Origin of the sequence: Geobacillus sp. B4113_201601 (assembly GCF_001587475.1) — a bacterium.
Classification (GTDB): domain Bacteria; phylum Bacillota; class Bacilli; order Bacillales; family Anoxybacillaceae; genus Geobacillus; species Geobacillus icigianus.
The window spans coordinates 61,702-80,237 of record NZ_LQYX01000007.1 but is presented as its reverse complement, the minus strand read 5'-3'; the positions used below and the strand labels follow the sequence as shown (position 1 = coordinate 80,237).

The 18,536-nt window shown below is 50.8% G+C and carries 18 protein-coding genes and 1 riboswitch; of the genes, 4 read left to right on the top strand and 14 right to left on the bottom strand.

Going from position 1 to position 18,536, the window contains the following annotated elements; all coding sequences use genetic code 11:
• The 8 genes from B4113_RS01600 to B4113_RS01565 form a co-directional block, all read right to left on the bottom strand.
• On the bottom strand, positions 1-403 hold a 403-nt coding region (locus tag B4113_RS01600), incomplete at its 3' end, for a UPF0236 family transposase-like protein (protein WP_235597937.1).
• Between the two features lie 221 nt (positions 404-624).
• Positions 625-891, bottom strand: a complete 267-nt coding sequence (locus B4113_RS01595) for a hypothetical protein (RefSeq protein WP_061912134.1) — start codon at positions 889-891, stop codon at positions 625-627.
• Complete coding sequence (locus B4113_RS01590) at positions 888-3,140, bottom strand: MMPL family transporter (protein ID WP_061912133.1); 2,253 nt, start codon at positions 3,138-3,140, stop codon at positions 888-890. The genes B4113_RS01595 and B4113_RS01590 overlap by 4 nt, the downstream gene beginning before the upstream one ends.
• Before the next feature lie 97 nt (positions 3,141-3,237).
• Positions 3,238-3,552, bottom strand: coding sequence for a tetratricopeptide repeat protein (locus B4113_RS01585; protein WP_255358693.1), 315 nt, complete (start codon positions 3,550-3,552; stop codon positions 3,238-3,240).
• Positions 3,553-3,659: 107 nt separating this feature from the next.
• Positions 3,660-4,250 carry a TetR/AcrR family transcriptional regulator gene (locus B4113_RS01580; RefSeq protein ID WP_197055022.1) on the bottom strand — a complete coding sequence of 197 codons (591 nt, stop codon included), beginning with the start codon at positions 4,248-4,250 and terminating at the stop codon, positions 3,660-3,662.
• Between the two features lie 458 nt (positions 4,251-4,708).
• Complete coding sequence (gene pcp, locus B4113_RS01575; protein WP_061912131.1) at positions 4,709-5,356, bottom strand: pyroglutamyl-peptidase I; 648 nt, start codon at positions 5,354-5,356, stop codon at positions 4,709-4,711.
• A gap of 32 nt (positions 5,357-5,388) precedes the next feature.
• Entirely contained in the window at positions 5,389-6,348 is a 960-nt protein-coding gene (locus B4113_RS01570; RefSeq protein WP_061912130.1) for a DUF979 domain-containing protein, read from the bottom strand.
• Positions 6,349-7,035, bottom strand: coding sequence for a DUF969 domain-containing protein (locus tag B4113_RS01565; protein WP_061912129.1), 687 nt, complete (start codon positions 7,033-7,035; stop codon positions 6,349-6,351).
• 544 nt (positions 7,036-7,579) lie between these two features.
• Here B4113_RS01565 and B4113_RS01560 point away from each other — a divergent pair.
• Positions 7,580-8,197 carry a sulfite oxidase-like oxidoreductase gene (locus B4113_RS01560; protein WP_033020810.1) on the top strand — a complete coding sequence of 206 codons (618 nt, stop codon included), beginning with the start codon at positions 7,580-7,582 and terminating at the stop codon, positions 8,195-8,197.
• A gap of 77 nt (positions 8,198-8,274) precedes the next feature.
• On the opposite strand, the gene B4113_RS01555 is transcribed toward B4113_RS01560, so the two are convergent.
• On the bottom strand, positions 8,275-8,859 hold the full coding sequence (locus B4113_RS01555; protein ID WP_061912128.1) for an ECF transporter S component: 585 nt from the start codon (positions 8,857-8,859) through the stop codon (positions 8,275-8,277).
• A gap of 154 nt (positions 8,860-9,013) precedes the next feature.
• Positions 9,014-9,146: riboswitch (FMN riboswitch) on the bottom strand.
• Positions 9,147-9,240: 94 nt separating this feature from the next.
• Positions 9,241-10,461, bottom strand: a complete 1,221-nt coding sequence (locus B4113_RS01550) for a threonine synthase (protein WP_061912127.1) — start codon at positions 10,459-10,461, stop codon at positions 9,241-9,243.
• A 405-nt stretch (positions 10,462-10,866) separates the two neighbouring features.
• Between B4113_RS01550 and pepT the strand changes: the two genes are divergently transcribed.
• The gene (gene pepT, locus B4113_RS01545) at positions 10,867-12,102 is read left to right on the top strand and encodes a peptidase T (RefSeq protein ID WP_033843869.1); all 1,236 of its coding nucleotides are present in this window, start codon (positions 10,867-10,869) and stop codon (positions 12,100-12,102) included.
• 154 nt (positions 12,103-12,256) lie between these two features.
• Here pepT and B4113_RS01540 read toward each other — a convergent pair whose 3' ends face one another.
• Positions 12,257-13,879, bottom strand: coding sequence for a bifunctional UDP-sugar hydrolase/5'-nucleotidase (locus B4113_RS01540; RefSeq protein WP_033843868.1), 1,623 nt, complete (start codon positions 13,877-13,879; stop codon positions 12,257-12,259).
• Between the two features lie 355 nt (positions 13,880-14,234).
• Positions 14,235-14,660, bottom strand: coding sequence for an OsmC family protein (locus tag B4113_RS01535; RefSeq protein WP_033843867.1), 426 nt, complete (start codon positions 14,658-14,660; stop codon positions 14,235-14,237).
• A gap of 176 nt (positions 14,661-14,836) precedes the next feature.
• Between B4113_RS01535 and plsY the strand changes: the two genes are divergently transcribed.
• Positions 14,837-15,430, top strand: coding sequence for a glycerol-3-phosphate 1-O-acyltransferase PlsY (plsY, locus tag B4113_RS01530; RefSeq protein WP_033843866.1), 594 nt, complete (start codon positions 14,837-14,839; stop codon positions 15,428-15,430).
• Between the two features lie 28 nt (positions 15,431-15,458).
• Positions 15,459-16,826, top strand: coding sequence for an RsmF rRNA methyltransferase first C-terminal domain-containing protein (locus tag B4113_RS01525; RefSeq protein ID WP_033843865.1), 1,368 nt, complete (start codon positions 15,459-15,461; stop codon positions 16,824-16,826).
• 164 nt (positions 16,827-16,990) lie between these two features.
• On the opposite strand, the gene B4113_RS01520 is transcribed toward B4113_RS01525, so the two are convergent.
• Together B4113_RS01520 and B4113_RS01515 are read right to left on the bottom strand one after the other, a co-directional pair.
• Complete coding sequence (locus B4113_RS01520; protein WP_033843864.1) at positions 16,991-17,560, bottom strand: YpmS family protein; 570 nt, start codon at positions 17,558-17,560, stop codon at positions 16,991-16,993.
• A gap of 136 nt (positions 17,561-17,696) precedes the next feature.
• Positions 17,697-18,497, bottom strand: a complete 801-nt coding sequence (locus B4113_RS01515; RefSeq protein WP_033843863.1) for an SGNH/GDSL hydrolase family protein — start codon at positions 18,495-18,497, stop codon at positions 17,697-17,699.
• Positions 18,498-18,536: the final 39 nt, after the last annotated feature.

The following is an 18,536-nucleotide window of genomic DNA, read 5'->3' as shown; positions in this document are numbered from 1 at the left end:
GCGAGACAGGGGCCGCCAACACCAGCTGACGAATCGCCTCATGGCTGAGGACCGCATACCCCACGATCGCCTCCAATGTGCGAGCGGCTTTGCGGTAGGAAGAGCACTCTACAGCCAACTCGATCGCCGTTTCCTCAAGGCAAGGACGGATCGATTGGGCTCCATCAAAGCCCAGTTCGGCATCCAACAAGAAGGTATACGCCCCTGCCTGCCGATCATAGTAGTAGTTCCGTCGAAACGTCACGTCTCCAAACAGCGTTTGGAGGGTGGTCGGCCGTTTGTCTTTCAGCTGATCGCGGTGCTTGTCCCTAGCTTCCGCCAGTTGTTGATCGATTTCCTCCAAAAGGGCCGCCAACAAGGTGGCAAACACGTTTTGAAGGGTTCTCAACAATGGTTCCTCCAGCTCTTTTCATACAGGCCATTGTGTGGTAAGATGTTTCATGGACTCTCTCCCTCCTGTTTTCGGTTGGTGTCAACAATCACTATCATAGCAGGGAGAGAGTCCTTTTTGCATGAAATTCGCTTTTTTCCTACCGCGCTTCGCTTGGTGGCCCCGACGAGCGTCACGAACAAAAGTTCGCAACCCTCGTCGGGGATCCTTCCTGAACGTCACCCACAAATATTTTACTCACACGTCATAACTGGCTTGCAAGGTTCAATTAATGGTGTAATAATGGTACCACCGTTCCACAAAAATTGTCGAAGTGCCTCCTTTTGAGATAGAGTCGGAAGAATTGCTTTTAAACTATATGATGTTGGGGTAGAACCGGTCTTAAATAAGAACCGGTTCCGCACATTAATTACAACCACATCACCCTTATTTAAAACGGGTAAGTCAGTCTCAATTGATGTTATACCTTGAAAATTAGGAAATCCAATTGCGTAGATCAAGATAATCCCTCCTCAGTTTCTACATTTTTTCGGTTATGAATCGGGACGGCAAAGCGGAACGGTAACCACCAATTCGCTTCGCCAAGTACTCTCATTAGGGCAGGAACTAGAACAGAACGAATCACAGTCGCATCTAAAAGAATAGCTACTGCCAAACCAAATCCCAGTTCTTTGACAACTTCAACTTTCACCATAGCAAATGCACCGAACACTGCAATCATAATGGCAGCTGCTCCATTAACAAGACCAGCGGTTTCGGAAATACCTTTTACAATACTTTCTATAGTAGGAATCCCTTCGTCTTTCAGCTCCCGAATTCGGTTAATAATAAGAACTTCATAATCCATAGACAGACCAAATAAAACGGCAAACAATACAACAGGAGTAATAGAATTAATTGCTCCTCGGAAGTTGCCCTGTTGGAAAACAGCTACTAACATTCCTATACTAGCCAGTGTAACGAGAGAGTTTAATACCAACGCTTTTACTGGAAGGAGAATTGATCGGAAAGACACTATCAAAACCACGAAAGAAATTACAAAAACCGTAACGATAATCATAGGTAAATTGTTGAAAATTCGTTGATCAAAATCTACTCCAATTGCTGATTGACCTCCAACATAAGATTCAAAATTTTTTGTCGAATTTCCTTTTAAGAGATTCCGTATTTTTCTAACTAATTCGCGCGATGCTTTACTGTCAGCATCTGTTTTCGGTGATACCAACAATATCGTCGTTGTATGCCCCCGATCATGATTAGTCAGTTTATTTAATTGGTCTTTAACGAAATCCGGAAGTTTGTCATAAGCTTTATAAGCCTGTTGATAATTCGATAATTTCCATTCCATATTCCAGTTTGTTAACGAAACAACTTTATCTACATTATTGAAATTTTGAATATCGTTCGTAATCTGATCAATTGCTTTTAAATTATCATCTGATAGTACTGTACCATGCTTGGCCTTCAAGACCACTTGAATCGGAAACACATTTCCTTGACCGAAGTCCCCCGCTAACACTTCAAATCCTTTTCTAGCAGAATCTTGTTCCGGAAGAATTGAAGCAGAAGCAACAGGAACCTGCATATTTAACTTGTAAGATGGATAGGCCATGAAACTTAGTAATATGAAACTTGGAATTAAAAAAATAACAGGACGTTTCATTAAGAGTACAGCAATTTTCTCCCAATATTTAGAAGGCTTACGTTCTTTAAATAATGGTATTCTTCCCCAATGAATACGTGGTCCCATAAGAGTTAGAAGAGCTGGCAAAAGTGTAATTGCCACCAGTACTGCCATTGTGACCACGATTACACCGCCAAGTGCAATGGAGTTAAAAATCATGATGTTTGGCAAAAACAATGAAGAAAGCGATATAGCAACAGTAGCTCCAGAGAAAAAAACAGATCGTCCAGCTGAAACGATAGCTCGCTGCACCGCTTCAACAGTACTGTGATGTTCTAACTCCTGACGATAACGGCTAATGATAAACAATGCATAATCTACAATTACTCCTAATCCGATCATACTCACTGCATTTTGAAGAAGTATATTCATCGTATAATCTTTCGCAAAGAAATACGCAATTGCCATCGTAATCACTAGCGCAAACGCGGACATCAACAGCGGAAGTACAGTAGAAGCTACTGTTCGGAAAACCAGTAATAAGATAACAATCATTACAGGAAATGCAATCATTTCAGCAAAAGACAAATCTTTTTTCGTTGCATCGTTCAGTGCATAACTTAACGCTGGTCCGCCAGTAACCCACCATTGGTAGTCATCTAACCCCGTTACTTTCTCTTTTAGTTGTCTACTTAATACTGGAACAAAGTTAGCGGCTTCATCTTCACTCATATTTAGTCCAAGGACTAGGAATGTATTGTGCTTATCTTTCCCTATAAAAGCATCATTTTTATGATCGTAATAGCTTTCAATATTTTCTATCTTTGAGTTCTGACGTACGACACTCACAATCCGTTTTACAGCTGTTTCGTAATTGGGGTCATCGACAGTGTACCGACTGCTCTTAATTACAATGAGTAATTGCTGTGGATACTGGTTACTAAAATTTTCCTCGAGGATTTTTTGAGCCTTCATTGATTCACTCTTTGGATCATTAAACCCTCCAGCGGTCAACACGTTCGGTAATTTGAGTGCAAAGCTAATAGATGACAATAAACAAAGAATCCAAAAGAATATAATTTTCTTTGGGTGACTAGTCACCCATTTTGCAAGCCAGTAAAACATGAATATATCAACCCTCTTTCAAATTTTGTGTAAGGCTCAATTCTTAATAACTGTACCATAGCTTCTAGCTTTCTTCTGTCATCCTCAGGACGGCTCATCACCACAACATGTACTTGACAGACGGTTCACTTCTCTGCACAAGTGTATGCAAAACATGATTGGTTTCCTGTTCTTTCTTGGTTGCATAAGTCAGGTAAGTGATGAAAATATCAAGTACAACTTTTGGTGAAGAGCCCTCAGGACAAATTGAAGGCAATTCAAGAACACGCAGGAAAGTTTTTCTTGCATCTTCAATCAAGTTAAGTTTTAATTGACATTGTCCAAGTCCCATATATAAAAAGATTTCCTCTGGATTCAATTGCATTGCTAGCTGATATTGGGCCAAAGCCTTTTTCGGATCCCCACCAAAGATCTAGAGCAACTTCTACAGAGTCAAACTTCATATGCTTATCCCTCCTACATTTTATCGGGTGACCGGTCACCCATAATTAGTTAGAACATAGAGAGGGAGTAACCTCCCTATTTCTGTAACAATTTTCGCACAGTATCTAAGATAAAGGGTATGCGTTCTTCCTCCTGAACCAAAGGTACACTATTCGGACGTTGAAGGTTTGGCATTAGCATTACGATTAACGATAGGATAAAGTAACCTGTGACAGTTGGGTAAGGGGTTGAAAACTCTCCTTTCTCAACACCTTCCTCAATAATTTCGCATAATGGCTGCCGCAAGTCTTTAAAAATTTTTGATACTTCTTCAGGAAAGACAGGATTATGTTGGAATTGATGTCGAGACCACAGCTTTAAGTAGGAAATGCTTTCTCGTTCCAGCTGGAAGAACGTCTCAATAACAAGCTTAAGCTTTTCAAATGGATTTAAATCCATGGAAACAATCTGCTCAGACATCTCATTAAACCTATCAACAATTGCTCGAATAGTTTCGAGATAAAGATCTTTTTTTGTTTTGAAGTAAAGATAGATTGTTCCCTTTCCGATACCAGCCATTATTGCAATTTCATTAATGTTTGCGCCGTCATACCCTTTTTCTGCAAATTCTCTAGCAGCCACTTCAATAATTTCTTCTTTTTTTCTTTTTTGATTTATTATTTTCATTTCACCTCCTTGGGTGACTAGTCACCCATATAATAAAAAATTTTTTTAAATGTTGTCAACATATTTTTTATTAACATTTTCATGATATTTTATCTTCTTAATATTATTACGGTGTGCGCAATGAGGAAGGAAATGATTCCTGCTGCTGTCGCCTGAGGATAAAAAATGAACGGCTCCGCGTTGGTCGGAACCGTTCGTTTTAATTAGGATACTCTTGTCGGATTGATCCCTTGCGTTGATCTTTCCCTCTGGAGAACACATCGTCGCAACGATCCATCAGGCCGGGCGCTGAAACGCACGCTTGGAACAGCAGGAGGCATAGGCGAAACGTTCGCGGTGGCGATGGCCGCTTCGCCTTCCCCCTCGATGGCGATCGCTTTTGCTTGGCCCGATTGATGCCGAGAGGTGAAGGATACAGCACCGTTCGTGTTTCCGATGCGGCGCTCGCTGCTCTTTCCTTAACAGATCGATCCTTCGCTCGTTGCGATATCTTCCTCCTGCCGGAATGCGACGTCGATCGCAATCCGCAATCCTTTCACCACCGTTTCCAACGCCATGCTCGGCTGCCCTGGATGACGGGCGGCTTGTTCCGGCAAATACGGGATATGGATGAACCCTCCTCGAATGGGCCGTTGCGACTCAGCGATATAGTGCATGAGTCCATAAAACAGGTGATTGCACACAAACGTTCCAGCCGTATGCGAGACGGAAGCCGGTATACCGTGTCGTCTTAATTCATGGACCATCGCCTTGACCGGCAATGTGGACCAATAACCGACCGGACCATTCGGAACAATCGGCGTGTCAATCGGCTGATTGCCTTCATTATCCGGAATGCGCGCATCATTCACATTGAGCGCCACTCTTTCAATCGAAAGATCAGGCCGTCCTCCCGCTTGACCAACGCAAATGACAAGGTCAGGAACCACGTCTTCCATCGCGGCATACAACGTCTCAATCGCTTTGCCAAATACCGTTGGAATCTCCCTTGTCTCAACCGTATACGTATCGGTTTTCCAACCGGCGAATGGCTTGATCGCCTCTAGCGATGGATTCACCGTTTCTCCTCCAAACGGCGCAAATCCGGTCACAAGTACGGTTTTCATCGCATCTTCATCCCCTTTTGATCATGACTTTATCAGTCCATGAGCGTGATCACATACATCGCCACAATGTTAAACGCCAAAAGAATGAGCGCGGTCGGCACTTGCACGCGAATGACATGATGTTGATCTCGTAGATCAAGCAAAGCGGCGGGAACGATGTTGAAATTCGCTGCCATCGGCGTCATCAACGTGCCGCAGTAGCCGGAAAACATCCCGAGAGCGGCGACATGATTCGCGTCGACGCCAAATTGTTGAATCAGCAGCGGGACCGCGATTCCAGCGGTCATAACGGGGAAGGCGGCAAAAGCATTGCCCATGATCATGGTAAACAATGCCATGCCAACGCAATAAGACACAACAATCCAAAACAGCGAATGAGTCGGAATGATGGTACTGATCCACTCGGAAACAGCGGCACCCACCCCGGCTGTTGTAAAGATCGTTCCTAACGTCGCCAACATCTGCGGCAAAAGGGCGGCCCAACCGATCGTTTCAAGCAGCCGACGCGATTCTTTGACCGCTGCAAACGGAGTCGACCGAGTCATCGCCATGCTGATGAGCAACGCCATGAACGTCGCCACTCCCAATGATACGAGAGTAAAGTTGTTCGGATCGAGAAGGAACGCGCCTCCGATTTTGAAATTTTTCAGCCAAGTTACACCGATGACAGTCAAGATCGGGATCAACAGCGCCGGGATGAACAGGCGGTTGTTCAAACGCTGGCGATGTTGCTGCCTTTCTTCCGGGGATGCTTCTTCGTATTTTCCCAGCTTCAATCCTCCGAATCCTACAATAGCCACCATGATGAGGACTAGCACCCCTGTATAAAAAGGCGGGATGACGCTGCCAAACAATAACGTCACACCGTAAAGCAAGTAAAACAGCCCGGATGTGAGGCGTTTCGGGTTGCTTCGGTCGGCAAACGTCCAGACGCTTCCTAACGTGACAACGATTCCTAAGAATATGTAAACCGCTTCCATTGACAGCCACATTTATGCTCGCCCCTTTCCATTCTCCCGATGGAGAAGCTTGTGAAGGGAGCGGTCCAGCCGATGAAGGCGGAAGCTGTGCACGATCAACGCAGCTACGGCAGTTGGGATCGCCCATAACGCCATATGCAGCGGATCAGACGGAATGCCGTTTTGATCAAAAAATCCTTTCATCAACAAAATCGCCCCGATCGCAATGAACACATCTTCGCCGAAAAACAGTCCGATGTTGTCCACGGCTGCCGCATGGGCGCGAATGTCGTCACGGACGCGATCCGGCAATGTTCCGTATTTCGCCTCGGCCGCCCCCTCTGCCATCGGAGCCACAAGTGGGCGAACCATTTGGGCATGTCCGCCCAAGGAAGTGAGTCCAGCCGCGGCAGCCGCTTCCCGTATGACTAAGTACGCGGTCAAAATGCGTCCGGTTGTCGCCGCCTTGATGTTTGACACTACATGTTCGGCCTGTTCGCGCAATCCAAACCGTTCCAAAAGACCAATGACAGGCAAAGTGGCGATGAACACTGCCATATATCGATTGGTTGTAAACGCCTTTCCAAATTGTTCAATAATCTCATAGAGCGATTGATGGGCGAAGAGTCCTGTTGCCAATCCAGACAAAGTGACAACAAGCAGCGGATTGATGCGAATGATAAAACCGATGATCACGATCGCAACACCAATAAGCACCATGTTCTTCTTTTTCCCCCTTCGACGTAACTGATTTCGCTGTCCATGCTCTCATCACACCTTTGCCTTCCCTTTCTTCGCCAGCCTCTCCCTCCCACCTTTGTTCCGAAATTCGGAACAGCTGTTTCAAATTTGTTATTATCATTATATAATTAGGAAAAGTAGAAAATCAATAAATATTGACAAAAATGTTCCGTATCCAACTTGGCTTCATGGCAAAATGACTCCGCCATTCCTTTCCCCATCCTTACGTTGGCCAACCTCCGCTTCCTCGACGTCAGAAAAACGGAAGCGCCCATCCTTTCTTTCGGATTATGATATAATGGAAAAACAGGGAGAACTACGTTGGATCTTCCAGCCTTGATGCTCGATGCGGGGAGAAGCCGTTGCCACCGAAAAACAACGGATGTCATGCCGGCCGACAAAACCGATGAGCATGATCCTCGGCTCACTCGGCGGTCGGCAATGGCCGCACCAAAGGAAAATGACGTCTGTTCGCCTCCCTTGCGCCGATGTTCGACCATCAATCATAAAGGAGTGGCTGCTTATGTCGAAACAACTCCCTCCCGGCCAATTTGAAACGGAAAAATGGCCGATTTTGCACGAAGGAGACGTATACTTATTTGATGAAGCGACGTGGAATTTTCGGCTGTTCGGTGACGTGAAAGAGGAAGTGTCGCTGTCATATGAGGAAGTGATGCGGCTGCCGAAGACGATTTCGACCGTGGATATGCACTGCGTAACGACGTGGTCGAAATTCGACACGACGTTCGAAGGCATCGCCTTCCGCGAATTTTTGCGTTTTGTGGAGCTGCATCCCGATGTCAAATACGTGAAAATTTACGGCTACTTAAACGGCGACCGGTTTGGCTATTCGGCGAACTTGCCGCTTGACGCGTTGATGGGCGATGATGCACTGTTTGTCTACCGCTGGAAAGACAAGCATCACGATTGGCAAGACATCTCGCCGAAGCACGGCTATCCGCTCCGCTTTATTCCGCCGGCGACGTTTTACTTATGGAAAGGGGCGAAATGGGCGTCCGGCATCCGCTTCATGAAAAAGGACGAGCCGGGCTACTGGGAAGAGCGCGGGTATTCGATGACCGCCAATCCGTTTAAAGAAGAGCGGTTCGCCGAATCGGTATCCAAGTTTCGGTTTTGGTGAAGAGAATCGAATCTCCCCACTCATCGACAGCAGAAATGAAAAAACGAGGGGTTGGAACAGAACCCCTCGTTTTTTCGCTATGCTGCCCGGCGTGCGGCAGCCTGTTTTTGTAGCCACGGGCGAAGGCGCAAAAAGAGAAGCATAAACACAACCGCCATAAGCACTCCTTTTGCCGCGTTAAACGGCAAAATCGCAGAAATGACCAATGCTTTTGTTTCCGGCGCACTCATCGCCGGAGCGCCGAGAAAAAGCGTATACGCCGGCAAAAAAACGTAGTAGTTCAGCACGCTCATGATCAGAACCATTGTCGCTGTTCCCGCCGCCAGTCCAAGCAGCATGCCTTTTTTCGATGCCGCTTTTCGATAAATAAAGGAAACAGGCAAAATGAACGCCACCCCGGCCGTGAAGTTGGCGATCTGTCCGATGGGAACGCCGGTGGCACTGCCGACGAGAACATAGTTCAGCACGTTTTTCAGCAGTTCCACAAGCACGCCGGCAAGCGGGCCATACAAAAGCGCGGCGAAAAGGGCCGGGATGTCGCTGAAATCGACTAGCAAAAAGTTCGGAAACGGTGGAAGCGGAAAATTGAGCATCATAAGCAAATACGCACCAGCGCTCAAAATCCCGACAGCCACAAAGGTGCGGGTGTTGATGAATTTCACGCTTGTTCTCCTCTCCTTCTCGTGATTCATCCTCACAAGAAGAAGGCTGCCGAGCGGGGACGCCAATAAAAACTCCCTTAAACCCAAGGGCGTAAGGGAGAAAAAGGGCGAACTCAACGAAGCGTCAGGCGAATGACGCCAAACGCCGGCAAACCTTCATCTTCTCCCATCCAGACTATACTGTCGGCTCCGGACTCGCACCGGATCCTGCCTTGCGGCTCGCGGGCTGAGAGGCCAAGCGCCTCATCACCGCCGGTCGGGAATTTCACCCTGCCCCGAAGATGAATCGTTTATTCATTTTTATTATTCCGATGAATTTAGTATACAATACCTCTTTTCGTTTGTCTATCATTTTTTTCCACGTTATCCTACTCCGCCAATTTATCCATTCTCCTTTGGCAGCTCATCCCCCGGCTCGAGCACCGGCGGGGCGACTTGAATCAAATTGGCGTATTTCAATCCCGTCCCCGTGTTGAGTACGACGACCGTCTCCCTGTCGCGAATCCAGCCGCTCTCGCGCAGCTTACGGGCCGCCGCAAACGCCGCCGCCCCTTCCGGACAAATGAACGCCCCTTCCAGTTTCGCCACCGCCCGCTGTTCCGCTAAAATGTCCTTATCGCTGATCGCAATCGCACAGCCGTCCGTTTCATACACCGCCTCAAGCACAAGGAAATCGCCGAGCGCTTTCGGGACATTGATGCCAAATGCCACCGTATGGGAATTCGGCCAAAACTCCGATTCGCGCTTTTTTTCGTTCCACGCCTTCACGATCGGCGCGCAATGCTCAGCCTGCACGGCGACCAGCCGCGGCATCTTGCCGCTCACCCAGCCAAGCGCTTTCAGTTCTTTGAACGCCTTGTAAATGCCAATGATTCCGACCCCGCCGCCGGTCGGGTACAAAATGACATCCGGAAGCTGCCAAGAGAACTGCTCGGCGATCTCAAGCCCCATCGTTTTCTTTCCTTCAATCCGGTACGGTTCTTTTAATGTAGAAGCATCGTACCAGCCGTATTCGCGGATCGCTTTCGCCACGATTTGCCCAGCGTCGCTGATGAGGCCGTTGACGAAATACAACTCCGCCCCAGCGATGGCGCATTCTTTGCGCGTCAGTTCCGGCGCATCGACCGGCATGACGACCGTCGCGCGGATGCCCGCCCGCGCTGCGTACAGCGACCACGCCGCTCCCGCATTGCCGTTGGTCGGCATCGCGAGCTGTTTGACGCCCAGTTCTTTCGCCTTGGAAACTCCGACCGCCGCCCCGCGGGCTTTAAACGTCCCTGTTGGAATAACCCCCTCGTCTTTCATGTACAGCGCTTCAATGCCGATTTCCTTCCCTAAGCGCGGCATCGGCACGAGCGGCGTCATCCCTTCACCGAGCGACACGATATGTTCCGGGCGTTTCACCGGAAGCAACTCATGATACCGCCATAGGCTCGGTTCGCGTTCCTTAAGCGCTTCCCTCACCCCTTCTTGGCGCATCGCCTCCAAATCATAGGCGACCAAAAGCGGCGAGCCGCATTCGCAAAGTTGATGAACTTGATCGACATCATATGTACGTGCACATTTGGGGCAATATAGATGGGACACATAGTTGAATCGCATCGTTTGGCTTCTCCTTTCCGTTTGTTTCATCCGCCCGAGGCAGAAAGCACCTACGTTCGCGTTTCTAACGAGGCACTGGCCTTTTCATTATACCATCCGTCCTCTGTCACCGGCGCCTGTAATGGCAGCGGCCGTACGCCAACTTCGGGGCACCATAGCGCCAAGCAGGAAATGGTCCCCATCCCCTCAAGTTTAGCGGTATAAAATTTTTAAGACGATCCTCGTGTTGATCCCCCGGTGAATGATGGGGATCACATCCATTATTGGGCATGGAAATGGTCCCCTCTTTTTTTACCGTTTGAAGCCGCCTATGGTAAAATAAAACGGAAACCGCCTCTTTTTTCTTACTGCATCGGCGGAATGATTCGCTCATCCAGAAAAACTTGTACATAAGGAGAGGAACGTATGAAACAGGAACTCATCGAACGCTTCATCCGCTACGCGAAAGTCAACACTCAATCCGATCCAGAAAGCGATACGTGCCCGTCGACTCAAGGACAATGGGAGTTGGCGAACATGCTGGTCGAGGAGCTGAAAGCGATCGGGATGGAAGAAGTGACGGTCGACGAAAACGGCTACGTGATGGCGACGTTGCCGGCCAATACGGACAAAAACGTGCCAGTGATCGGCTTTTTGGCTCATATAGACACCGCGCCGGAATTTACCGGGGCCAACGTCAACCCGCAATTGATCGACTCGTACGACGGCGGCGACATCGTGTTAAATAAGGAACAAGGCATCATCTTGTCGCCCAACGATTTCCCGGAGCTTGCCCACTACAAAGGGCATACGCTCATTACGACAGACGGAACGACGCTATTGGGCGCCGACGATAAAGCGGGAATCGCGGAAATTATGACGGCGATGCACTACCTCATCAAGCATCCGGACATCAAACACGGCAAAGTGCGCGTCGCCTTTACGCCGGATGAAGAAATCGGCCGCGGGCCGCACAAGTTTGACGTTGCCAAATTCGGCGCCCAATTTGCCTACACGGTCGATGGCGGGCCGCTCGGCGAATTGGAATACGAAAGTTTCAACGCGGCGGAAGCCAAAATCACGTTCAAAGGCAAAAACGTCCATCCGGGCACGGCGAAAGGAAAAATGATTAACTCGATCAAAATCGCCATGGAGTTCCAGCAACAGCTGCCAGCGAACGAAGCGCCCGAGCATACAGAAGGATATGAAGGGTTTTACCATTTGCTTTCGTTCCAAGGCAATGTAGAGGAAACGAAGCTCCATTACATCATCCGCGATTTTGACCGCGAGTCATTTGAAGCGCGGAAAGCGAACATGAAAGACATCGCGGCTTCGCTCGCCCAAAAATACGGAACCGATCGAATCACGCTTGAAATCAACGACCAATATTACAACATGCGCGAAAAAATCGAACCGGTGCGCCATATCGTCGACATCGCCCACGAAGCGATGGCGAACTTGGGCATCGAGCCGAAGGTGAAACCGATCCGCGGCGGCACGGACGGGTCGCAGCTCTCCTATATGGGACTGCCGACGCCGAACATTTTCGCCGGCGGCGAAAACTTCCACGGCCGCTACGAATACATTTCCGCCGACAATATGGTGAAAGCGGCCGAAGTGATCGTCGAGATCATCAAGCTATTCGAGCAAAAATCATCTTGATCTGCGAAAACCAATCGCTTGAACGATCCGTTTTCGGCTGCCCGAGCCCACGCGGCAGCACCCCCGCCATTCGCAGCGAAAAAAGGTGTCCCCGGGCCTTTGGGGGACACCTTCTTCATTCGCTTGGCGACCGTTCGCCTTGAGTCAACACGTGTTACGGAAGGCGGTTGATCCGCCCCTCCATCCGCGCCGAAAACGGCTGCGCAAGGCCACGAATGTACGAGACGAGGGCATCCAAATCGACCGGCCCTACTTCGCGGTTCGTCCCTTGCGTCAGCACCGTGAACCCATCGCCGCCATCAGCGAGGAAGCTGTTGACCGTCACCGTGTACTCGCCGTTCGGATTGAGCGGTGTGCCATCAGGAAGCTGAATGTCGACGACTTTATTCCCTGCCGGTCTGCTGGCGCTCCATGTATAGCGGAGGCCGGAGATTTGCAGCATGCGCGTTTTTGTCGGCTGCCATTGTTGGTTCAAAAGCTCGCGGATTTGCGCGCCGGTGAGCGTCATTTTCACGAGCTGGTTGTTGAACGGCTGAACGTTGTACAGCTCTCCCCACGTCACCTCGCCTTGTTCAATATCCGCGCGGATGCCGCCCGGGTTCATAAAAGCAAAATCGGTGTTCATCGCCGCCCGCTGGGCATCGGCGATCAAATTGCCCAAAGCGGATTCGCCGCTCGCGTTTTGCTCGTCGGTGATCGTTTCAGCCGCCGTGCCGACGACTTGGTTGACAAGCGGCGCGACTTTCGCTTCATATTTTTCGACGAGGGCCCGGATTTCCGGATCCGGCGTGATGCCGTCATGATACGTCGTGACGATTTCCGCTTGTTTCGCCACGACGTCTTTTGTGCGCGGGTCGATTTTCAGATCGACATCAGAAAACGCCGTGCCGTACGAATACGACTGAACGAGCAGCTTGCCGTCCACCACCGCATTCAAATACGCATGGTTATGGCCGGCGAAAATCACATCGACTTCATCATCGACCGTTTTGGCGATGTCGACGATTTCTCCGCTTGCGTTTGTTCCATCCGGATTGGATGCGCCTGGGTTATGGGCGAGAACGACGATCGTGCGCACCCCTTTTTTCTTCAGTTCCCGCACGGCTTTGTTAATCGCCGTCGCTTCGTCGATGAATTCCACCCCAGCGACGCCGCTTGGTGTCACGATCGATGGTGTATCTGTCAATGTCACCCCGATGAACCCGATTGGCATGCCGTTGACCCGCTTAATGACGTACGGCGGAAGAATCGGTTGTTTCGTTTCTTTGTCAATGACGTTGGCGCTCACGTACGGAAAATCCGCCCCAGCGAAATCGCCGGTCGCCGGGTGATACCCGCCATGGATCAGGCGGAGCATTTCCGCTACTCCTTCGTCAAATTCGTGGTTGCCAAGCGTGCCGACGTCAAAGCCGAGTTTGTTCAGCACTTCGATCGTCGGCTCGTCCTGCAACAACGCCGATACCGGCGGACTGGCGCCGACCGCATCGCCGGCATGGACGAGCAGCGTGTTTTTGTTTTCTGCCTCCCGCTGTTTCAAATAAGCGGCCAAATAATCCGCTCGCCCGACTTCCCGCCCGCCGACTTTTCTCGTCACGTTGAGCTGGCCGTGAAAATCGTTGATACCGAGAAGCTGCACCTCAATATAACGGTGCGAAGAAGCAGGCGGCTTTCCTTTGCTTTTCCCGTTCCCTGCCGCCCCAACCGGCGTTGCCGCCAATACAGCGGCTGCCGCCAATGCCGACAACATCCGTTTTCCCCATCGTTCCGAACGCTTCATCATTTTGTCTCCTTCCCTGTGTATCTTCTATTCATCTACCGATTATATCTTTTGAATACGTAGAATAATAGGGACGAAAAGATTCATTTTTGTAAAACTTTCGTAAATAAAGAGGCTGTCCGCCAAAGGCCATTAAACAGGCCTTTTCGAACAACCTCTGCAATCTCATCCGACGGCGTTTTGATTGTTTAACGGCGCAACGCGAATGCCGGTCGTCTCCTTCCAAACGACTGATCACCGTTACCTGTTCTAACAAAAAAGGTGTCCCGCAAACGATCGGAACACCTTGTTCATCATATGGTTATCCGGCGCTATGCCACACGAAACGGCCATGAACGCCAAACCCTTTTCCTTGTTAGATCGTCTCCTTCCCGCGCACGCCGTTGATCGAGTAGCTCGCCGTAATGGCGGCGTGTAACGAATGGGAGACGGAACAATATTTTTCTTTCGACAGCCGGATGGCGCGGACGACTTTTTCTTCCGGCAAATCGCCTTCAAGGGCGTAATGGATATGAATCTCTGTAAACCGCTTCGGGTGGTCTTCAGCCCGCGTTCCTTCCACTTCCATCGAAAACGCGCGGACATCTAGGCGCATTTTGCGCAAGATCAGGATGATATCAATGCCGGTGCAGCCGGCTAAGGCGTGAAGCAACAGCTCCATCGGCCGCGCGCCCGAATCGTTGCCGCCGACATCCTTCGCGGCATCCATCGGGATCGTCACCCCGGAGGCGCTTTGGCCGCTGAATGACATGTTTCCGTTCCATACAACCGTCGTTTTCATCAAGGTCGCTCCTTTCTCATCTGCCCGGAGTCGGACGAACTTGCCGACAGCCCGTTTCTTCTTTTCAGTTTAGCGGCTATGTCCTTGAAATGCAAAATTCCTGTCTACCGTTTTTGACCGCACATGATAAAATAGAAACATGCACAAACTTGTTGAGTAAAGGGTGTTGGGCTTTCATGACTGCACTGATTTTGCTTCTCGCCTATCTTCTTGGCTCGATCCCGTTTGGCCTTCTTGTCGGGAAAATTGGCTACGGAATCGACATCCGCGAACATGGAAGCGGCAATCTTGGAGGGACGAACACGTTCCGAGTGCTTGGGGCGAAAGCGGGAACGATCGTCATTGTCGGTGACATGCTAAAAGGAACACTGGCGGCGAGCTTGCCGATGCTTTTTTCCGTCCCCGTTCACCCGCTGTTAGCCGGGGCGGTCGCTGTCGTCGGCCATATGTATCCGGTGTTCGCCAAGTTCCGCGGCGGCAAGGCGGTGGCGACCTCGGGCGGGGTGATGCTGTTTTATTCCCCGTTGTTCTTTTTGTCGCTCATCGGTGTGTTTCTTGTTGTCTTGGCGATTTCGCGCTACGTCTCGCTGTCATCGATGGCCGCTGCGCTGTATGCGGTCGTGTATACGGTCTTTTTCACGGACGATATTCCGTTGACGGTGGCGGTGTTGTTGCTCGCCTCGTTTATCTTTTACCGCCATCGCGCCAACATTCAACGCATCTTGAACAAAACGGAGCCGAAGATCAAATGGCCAAAAAAAGGCGCATGACGGTGATCAAGAAAGGAGTTTGGCTGCATTGAAGTTGCCGGAAGCGTTTGCCGCAAAAATGAGAACGCTGCTTCAACAAGAAGCGGACGCGTTCTTGGCTGTCTATGAACGCGAGGAGAAAACGAACGGCCTGCGCGTCAACCCGTTGAAAATTGACCCGGACGCCTGGGCAAAAACGGCGCCCTTTTCCCTTTCCCCGGTGCCGTTTTGCCCGACCGGGTTTTATTATGACCCGAATGAACAACCGGGAAAACATCCATACCACGCGGCCGGCCTGTACTACATCCAAGAGCCGAGCGCCATGGCGGTCGCCGAAACGCTCCGCCCTGCCCCGGGAGAGAGGGTGCTCGACTTGTGCGCCGCCCCCGGTGGGAAAACGACCCAGCTTGGCGCCATGATGGAAAACAAGGGGCTGCTTGTCGCCAATGACATTCATCCGAAACGGGTCAAAGCGCTGGCCGAAAACGTCGAACGGCTCGGCTTGACCAATACCGTGGTCGTCAATGAAGCGCCGGAAACGCTCGCCGAGCGGTTCCCTGGTTTTTTTGACAAAATTTTAGTCGATGCCCCGTGCTCGGGTGAAGGAATGTTTCGCAAAGAGGAAGAGGCGGCTTCGTTTTGGAGCCAAGCGCATGTTGAAGAATGCGCGGCCCGGCAGCGCCGCATTTTGCAAAGCGCCTATGCGATGCTGAAAGAGGGCGGCATTCTCGTTTACTCGACGTGCACGTTCTCCCCCGAAGAAAACGAACAAACGATTGAATGGCTGCTTGAGACGTACGAAGATTTGCGGTTGTTGCCAATTGCGAACATCGGCGGCATCGAGCCGGGGCGGCCGGAGTGGACGAAAACGAAGCGATCCGATCTCGTGCACACCGTCCGCCTTTGGCCGCACCGCGTCAAAGGGGAAGGGCACTTTATCGCCAAGCTGCAAAAGCAGCGGCCCACCCCATCGTGGCGGGGGCGGTGGGCGAAATCGAACGCGCCAAAAACGGTTCTTCGCCTGTATCGTCAGTTTGAACAAGAAGCGTTACGAACAGAGCGAAGCGGTGTGTTCGTATCCTTTGGAACCCATGTGTCCGTTTTGCCCGATCCTTGCCCTGATTTATCCGGCTTAAAAGTCGTTCGCGTCGGCCTCCATCTTGGCGAAGCGAAAAAGGAACGGTTTGAGCCGAACCATGCCCTCGCCTTGGCGCTCCGGGCGGAAGAAGCACGACATGTGCTGGATCTGGCAAGCACAAGCGAGGAAATCGTCCGCTATTGGCGCGGGGAGACGCTGTCCACCGGCGGCGACCGCGGTTGGCTGCTCGTGACCGTGGATGGATTTCCATTCGCCTGGGGAAAAGAAGTAAAAGGAACGGTGAAAAACTTTTATCCGAAAGGCCTGCGCTTGGGGTAGGCGCCCAAAAATGAGGAATGCGTTTGAAAAGCCGCCGTTCTTCTTGGAGGCTGGTGATTTCATCGTGGATACGGCTTGATGTTGCATCGGTTCTGTTATATAGGCAAAAACACGGCAGCGAACCAAGGGTCTCACCGCTCGGGAGACCCTTCGTTTCCGTTTCCTTACGACTTAGTTGGGATCGTCAACGTAAACACAATTTTGTCAGCGGCCAAATCGATGTTTTTCACCGCCACTTGATAGCCGTTGCCAAAGCGAATGTCATTGAGCGCCACATAGACGCGCGCCTTCTCCGGGTCAATGGCGACTTCGTCAGGGAGCGGGGCGTGCTTTTGCAAGTAGCTAAGCACGTATGTCACCGGCAGCTTCCAGTCGCCAAGCAAAATGACCGGCTCGGTCAGTTCGACATTCCCTCCTTGCACCACTTTCGGCACAAACGAGACGACCAATTCCACGCGGCGGCCAAGAATGGGGATGTCGCTCGAAACATAGACGCGGTCGGCTAGCCAAACATGATATGACAGCGGGTGATCTTTCGTTTTTTCCGCCAAATAATCGTGAATGACCGCGTTCAAATGCGCTTTTTTGGCGTATACCGTAAACGTAGCTCCCTCGGCGCTCGGACGCGCCGGCCGCTTCACCGCCGGCGATGGCTGAAACAGCCAAACAGCGGCCAGCATGATGATCGCTGCATTCACGGCAGCCAAGCTCCAAAACGCTCGTTTCCAATTCATCATCGATGCTCCTTACTCTAGAAGGCTGGTGGAAAACCGCCGTTTCCCTTGATCAACGTGGGAACGTGTGAAAAGCAGTCGCGAGGCGACAAAGCTTTTTGAGAAATGATGCCGGGAAGCGACATACTTCCTGAAATCACCGCCCCTCTAGACGGTTGTTCCTGTCCAACCACCAATCTTTTCGTTCACGCAAGGCTTGATGCACTCTGCGGGCGATTTGCTCGTATCCGGCTGCGTTCGGATGAAATTCATCGCGGTAAAGCAAATCGTCGCGGCCGGCAAAAATGTCCTGAATCTCCACAAAGACCGTTCGCGGATAGCCCGACAGCACCGCCTGGCTGGCGCGGTTCCACTCCGCGATGACATCATTGATTTCCGGAACGTTCGGCAGCGTGCTTGAAAACGGATTGTATAGGCCGACAAGCACAATGACCGCGTCCGGATTGAGCGTGCGCAGCGAACGGATCAGACGGTCGAGCCGCGCGGCAAACGTTTCGCTTGCTTTGGCAAACCGCTCGCGCGACAGATCAAAAAAGTGCGAGCGGACAACGTTCATGACATCGTTGCCGCCAATCGTCAACCAAATCAAATCCGCCCGTTCCAATTCTTTATGATGGGCGTCAATGACCGGCGCCAATTCGCTGACACGCCGGCCGCGTTTGCCGAAATTCGCCACCGTCACCGTCCGCACGCCATCCTCGGCGGAAAGCAGCGGCACGAGACGGCCGACATATCCACCTTTTCGCTCTTGATCCCCGACCCCTTCGGTCAGTGAATCGCCGAAAGCGACAACGTAAAGATCCTTTGGCGGCGGCTTGTGCTCCCGCTGCTGCTTGGCGGTTGCCTCCTCTGGACGCTTCAAGCTCCCGTTGGCCGGAAAAGCGACGCAGCCAGCGAGCAGCACCATCAGCGCCATCAGCCATCCCCATCGTTTCATGTTTGACACCTGCCTTTTGCCGCAAACAGGGGATCGGCG

Excerpts from the sequence above, each read along its gene's own strand:
- B4113_RS01590 (WP_061912133.1), bottom strand. The coding sequence starts at position 3,140 with ATGTTTTACTGGCTTGCAAAATGGGTGACTAGTCACCCAAAGAAAATT.
- B4113_RS01580 (WP_197055022.1), bottom strand. The coding sequence starts at position 4,250 with ATGAAAATAATAAATCAAAAAAGAAAAAAAGAAGAAATTATTGAAGTG.
- pcp (WP_061912131.1), bottom strand. The coding sequence starts at position 5,356 with ATGAAAACCGTACTTGTGACCGGATTTGCGCCGTTTGGAGGAGAAACG.
- B4113_RS01570 (WP_061912130.1), bottom strand. The coding sequence starts at position 6,348 with ATGTGGCTGTCAATGGAAGCGGTTTACATATTCTTAGGAATCGTTGTC.
- B4113_RS01565 (WP_061912129.1), bottom strand. The coding sequence starts at position 7,035 with ATGGTGCTTATTGGTGTTGCGATCGTGATCATCGGTTTTATCATTCGC.
- B4113_RS01560 (WP_033020810.1), top strand. The coding sequence starts at position 7,580 with ATGTCGAAACAACTCCCTCCCGGCCAATTTGAAACGGAAAAATGGCCG.
- B4113_RS01550 (WP_061912127.1), bottom strand. The coding sequence starts at position 10,461 with ATGCGATTCAACTATGTGTCCCATCTATATTGCCCCAAATGTGCACGT.
- pepT (WP_033843869.1), top strand. The coding sequence starts at position 10,867 with ATGAAACAGGAACTCATCGAACGCTTCATCCGCTACGCGAAAGTCAAC.
- B4113_RS01540 (WP_033843868.1), bottom strand. The coding sequence starts at position 13,879 with ATGAAGCGTTCGGAACGATGGGGAAAACGGATGTTGTCGGCATTGGCG.
- B4113_RS01535 (WP_033843867.1), bottom strand. The coding sequence starts at position 14,660 with ATGAAAACGACGGTTGTATGGAACGGAAACATGTCATTCAGCGGCCAA.
- plsY (WP_033843866.1), top strand. The coding sequence starts at position 14,837 with ATGACTGCACTGATTTTGCTTCTCGCCTATCTTCTTGGCTCGATCCCG.
- B4113_RS01520 (WP_033843864.1), bottom strand. The coding sequence starts at position 17,560 with ATGAATTGGAAACGAGCGTTTTGGAGCTTGGCTGCCGTGAATGCAGCG.
- B4113_RS01515 (WP_033843863.1), bottom strand. The coding sequence starts at position 18,497 with ATGAAACGATGGGGATGGCTGATGGCGCTGATGGTGCTGCTCGCTGGC.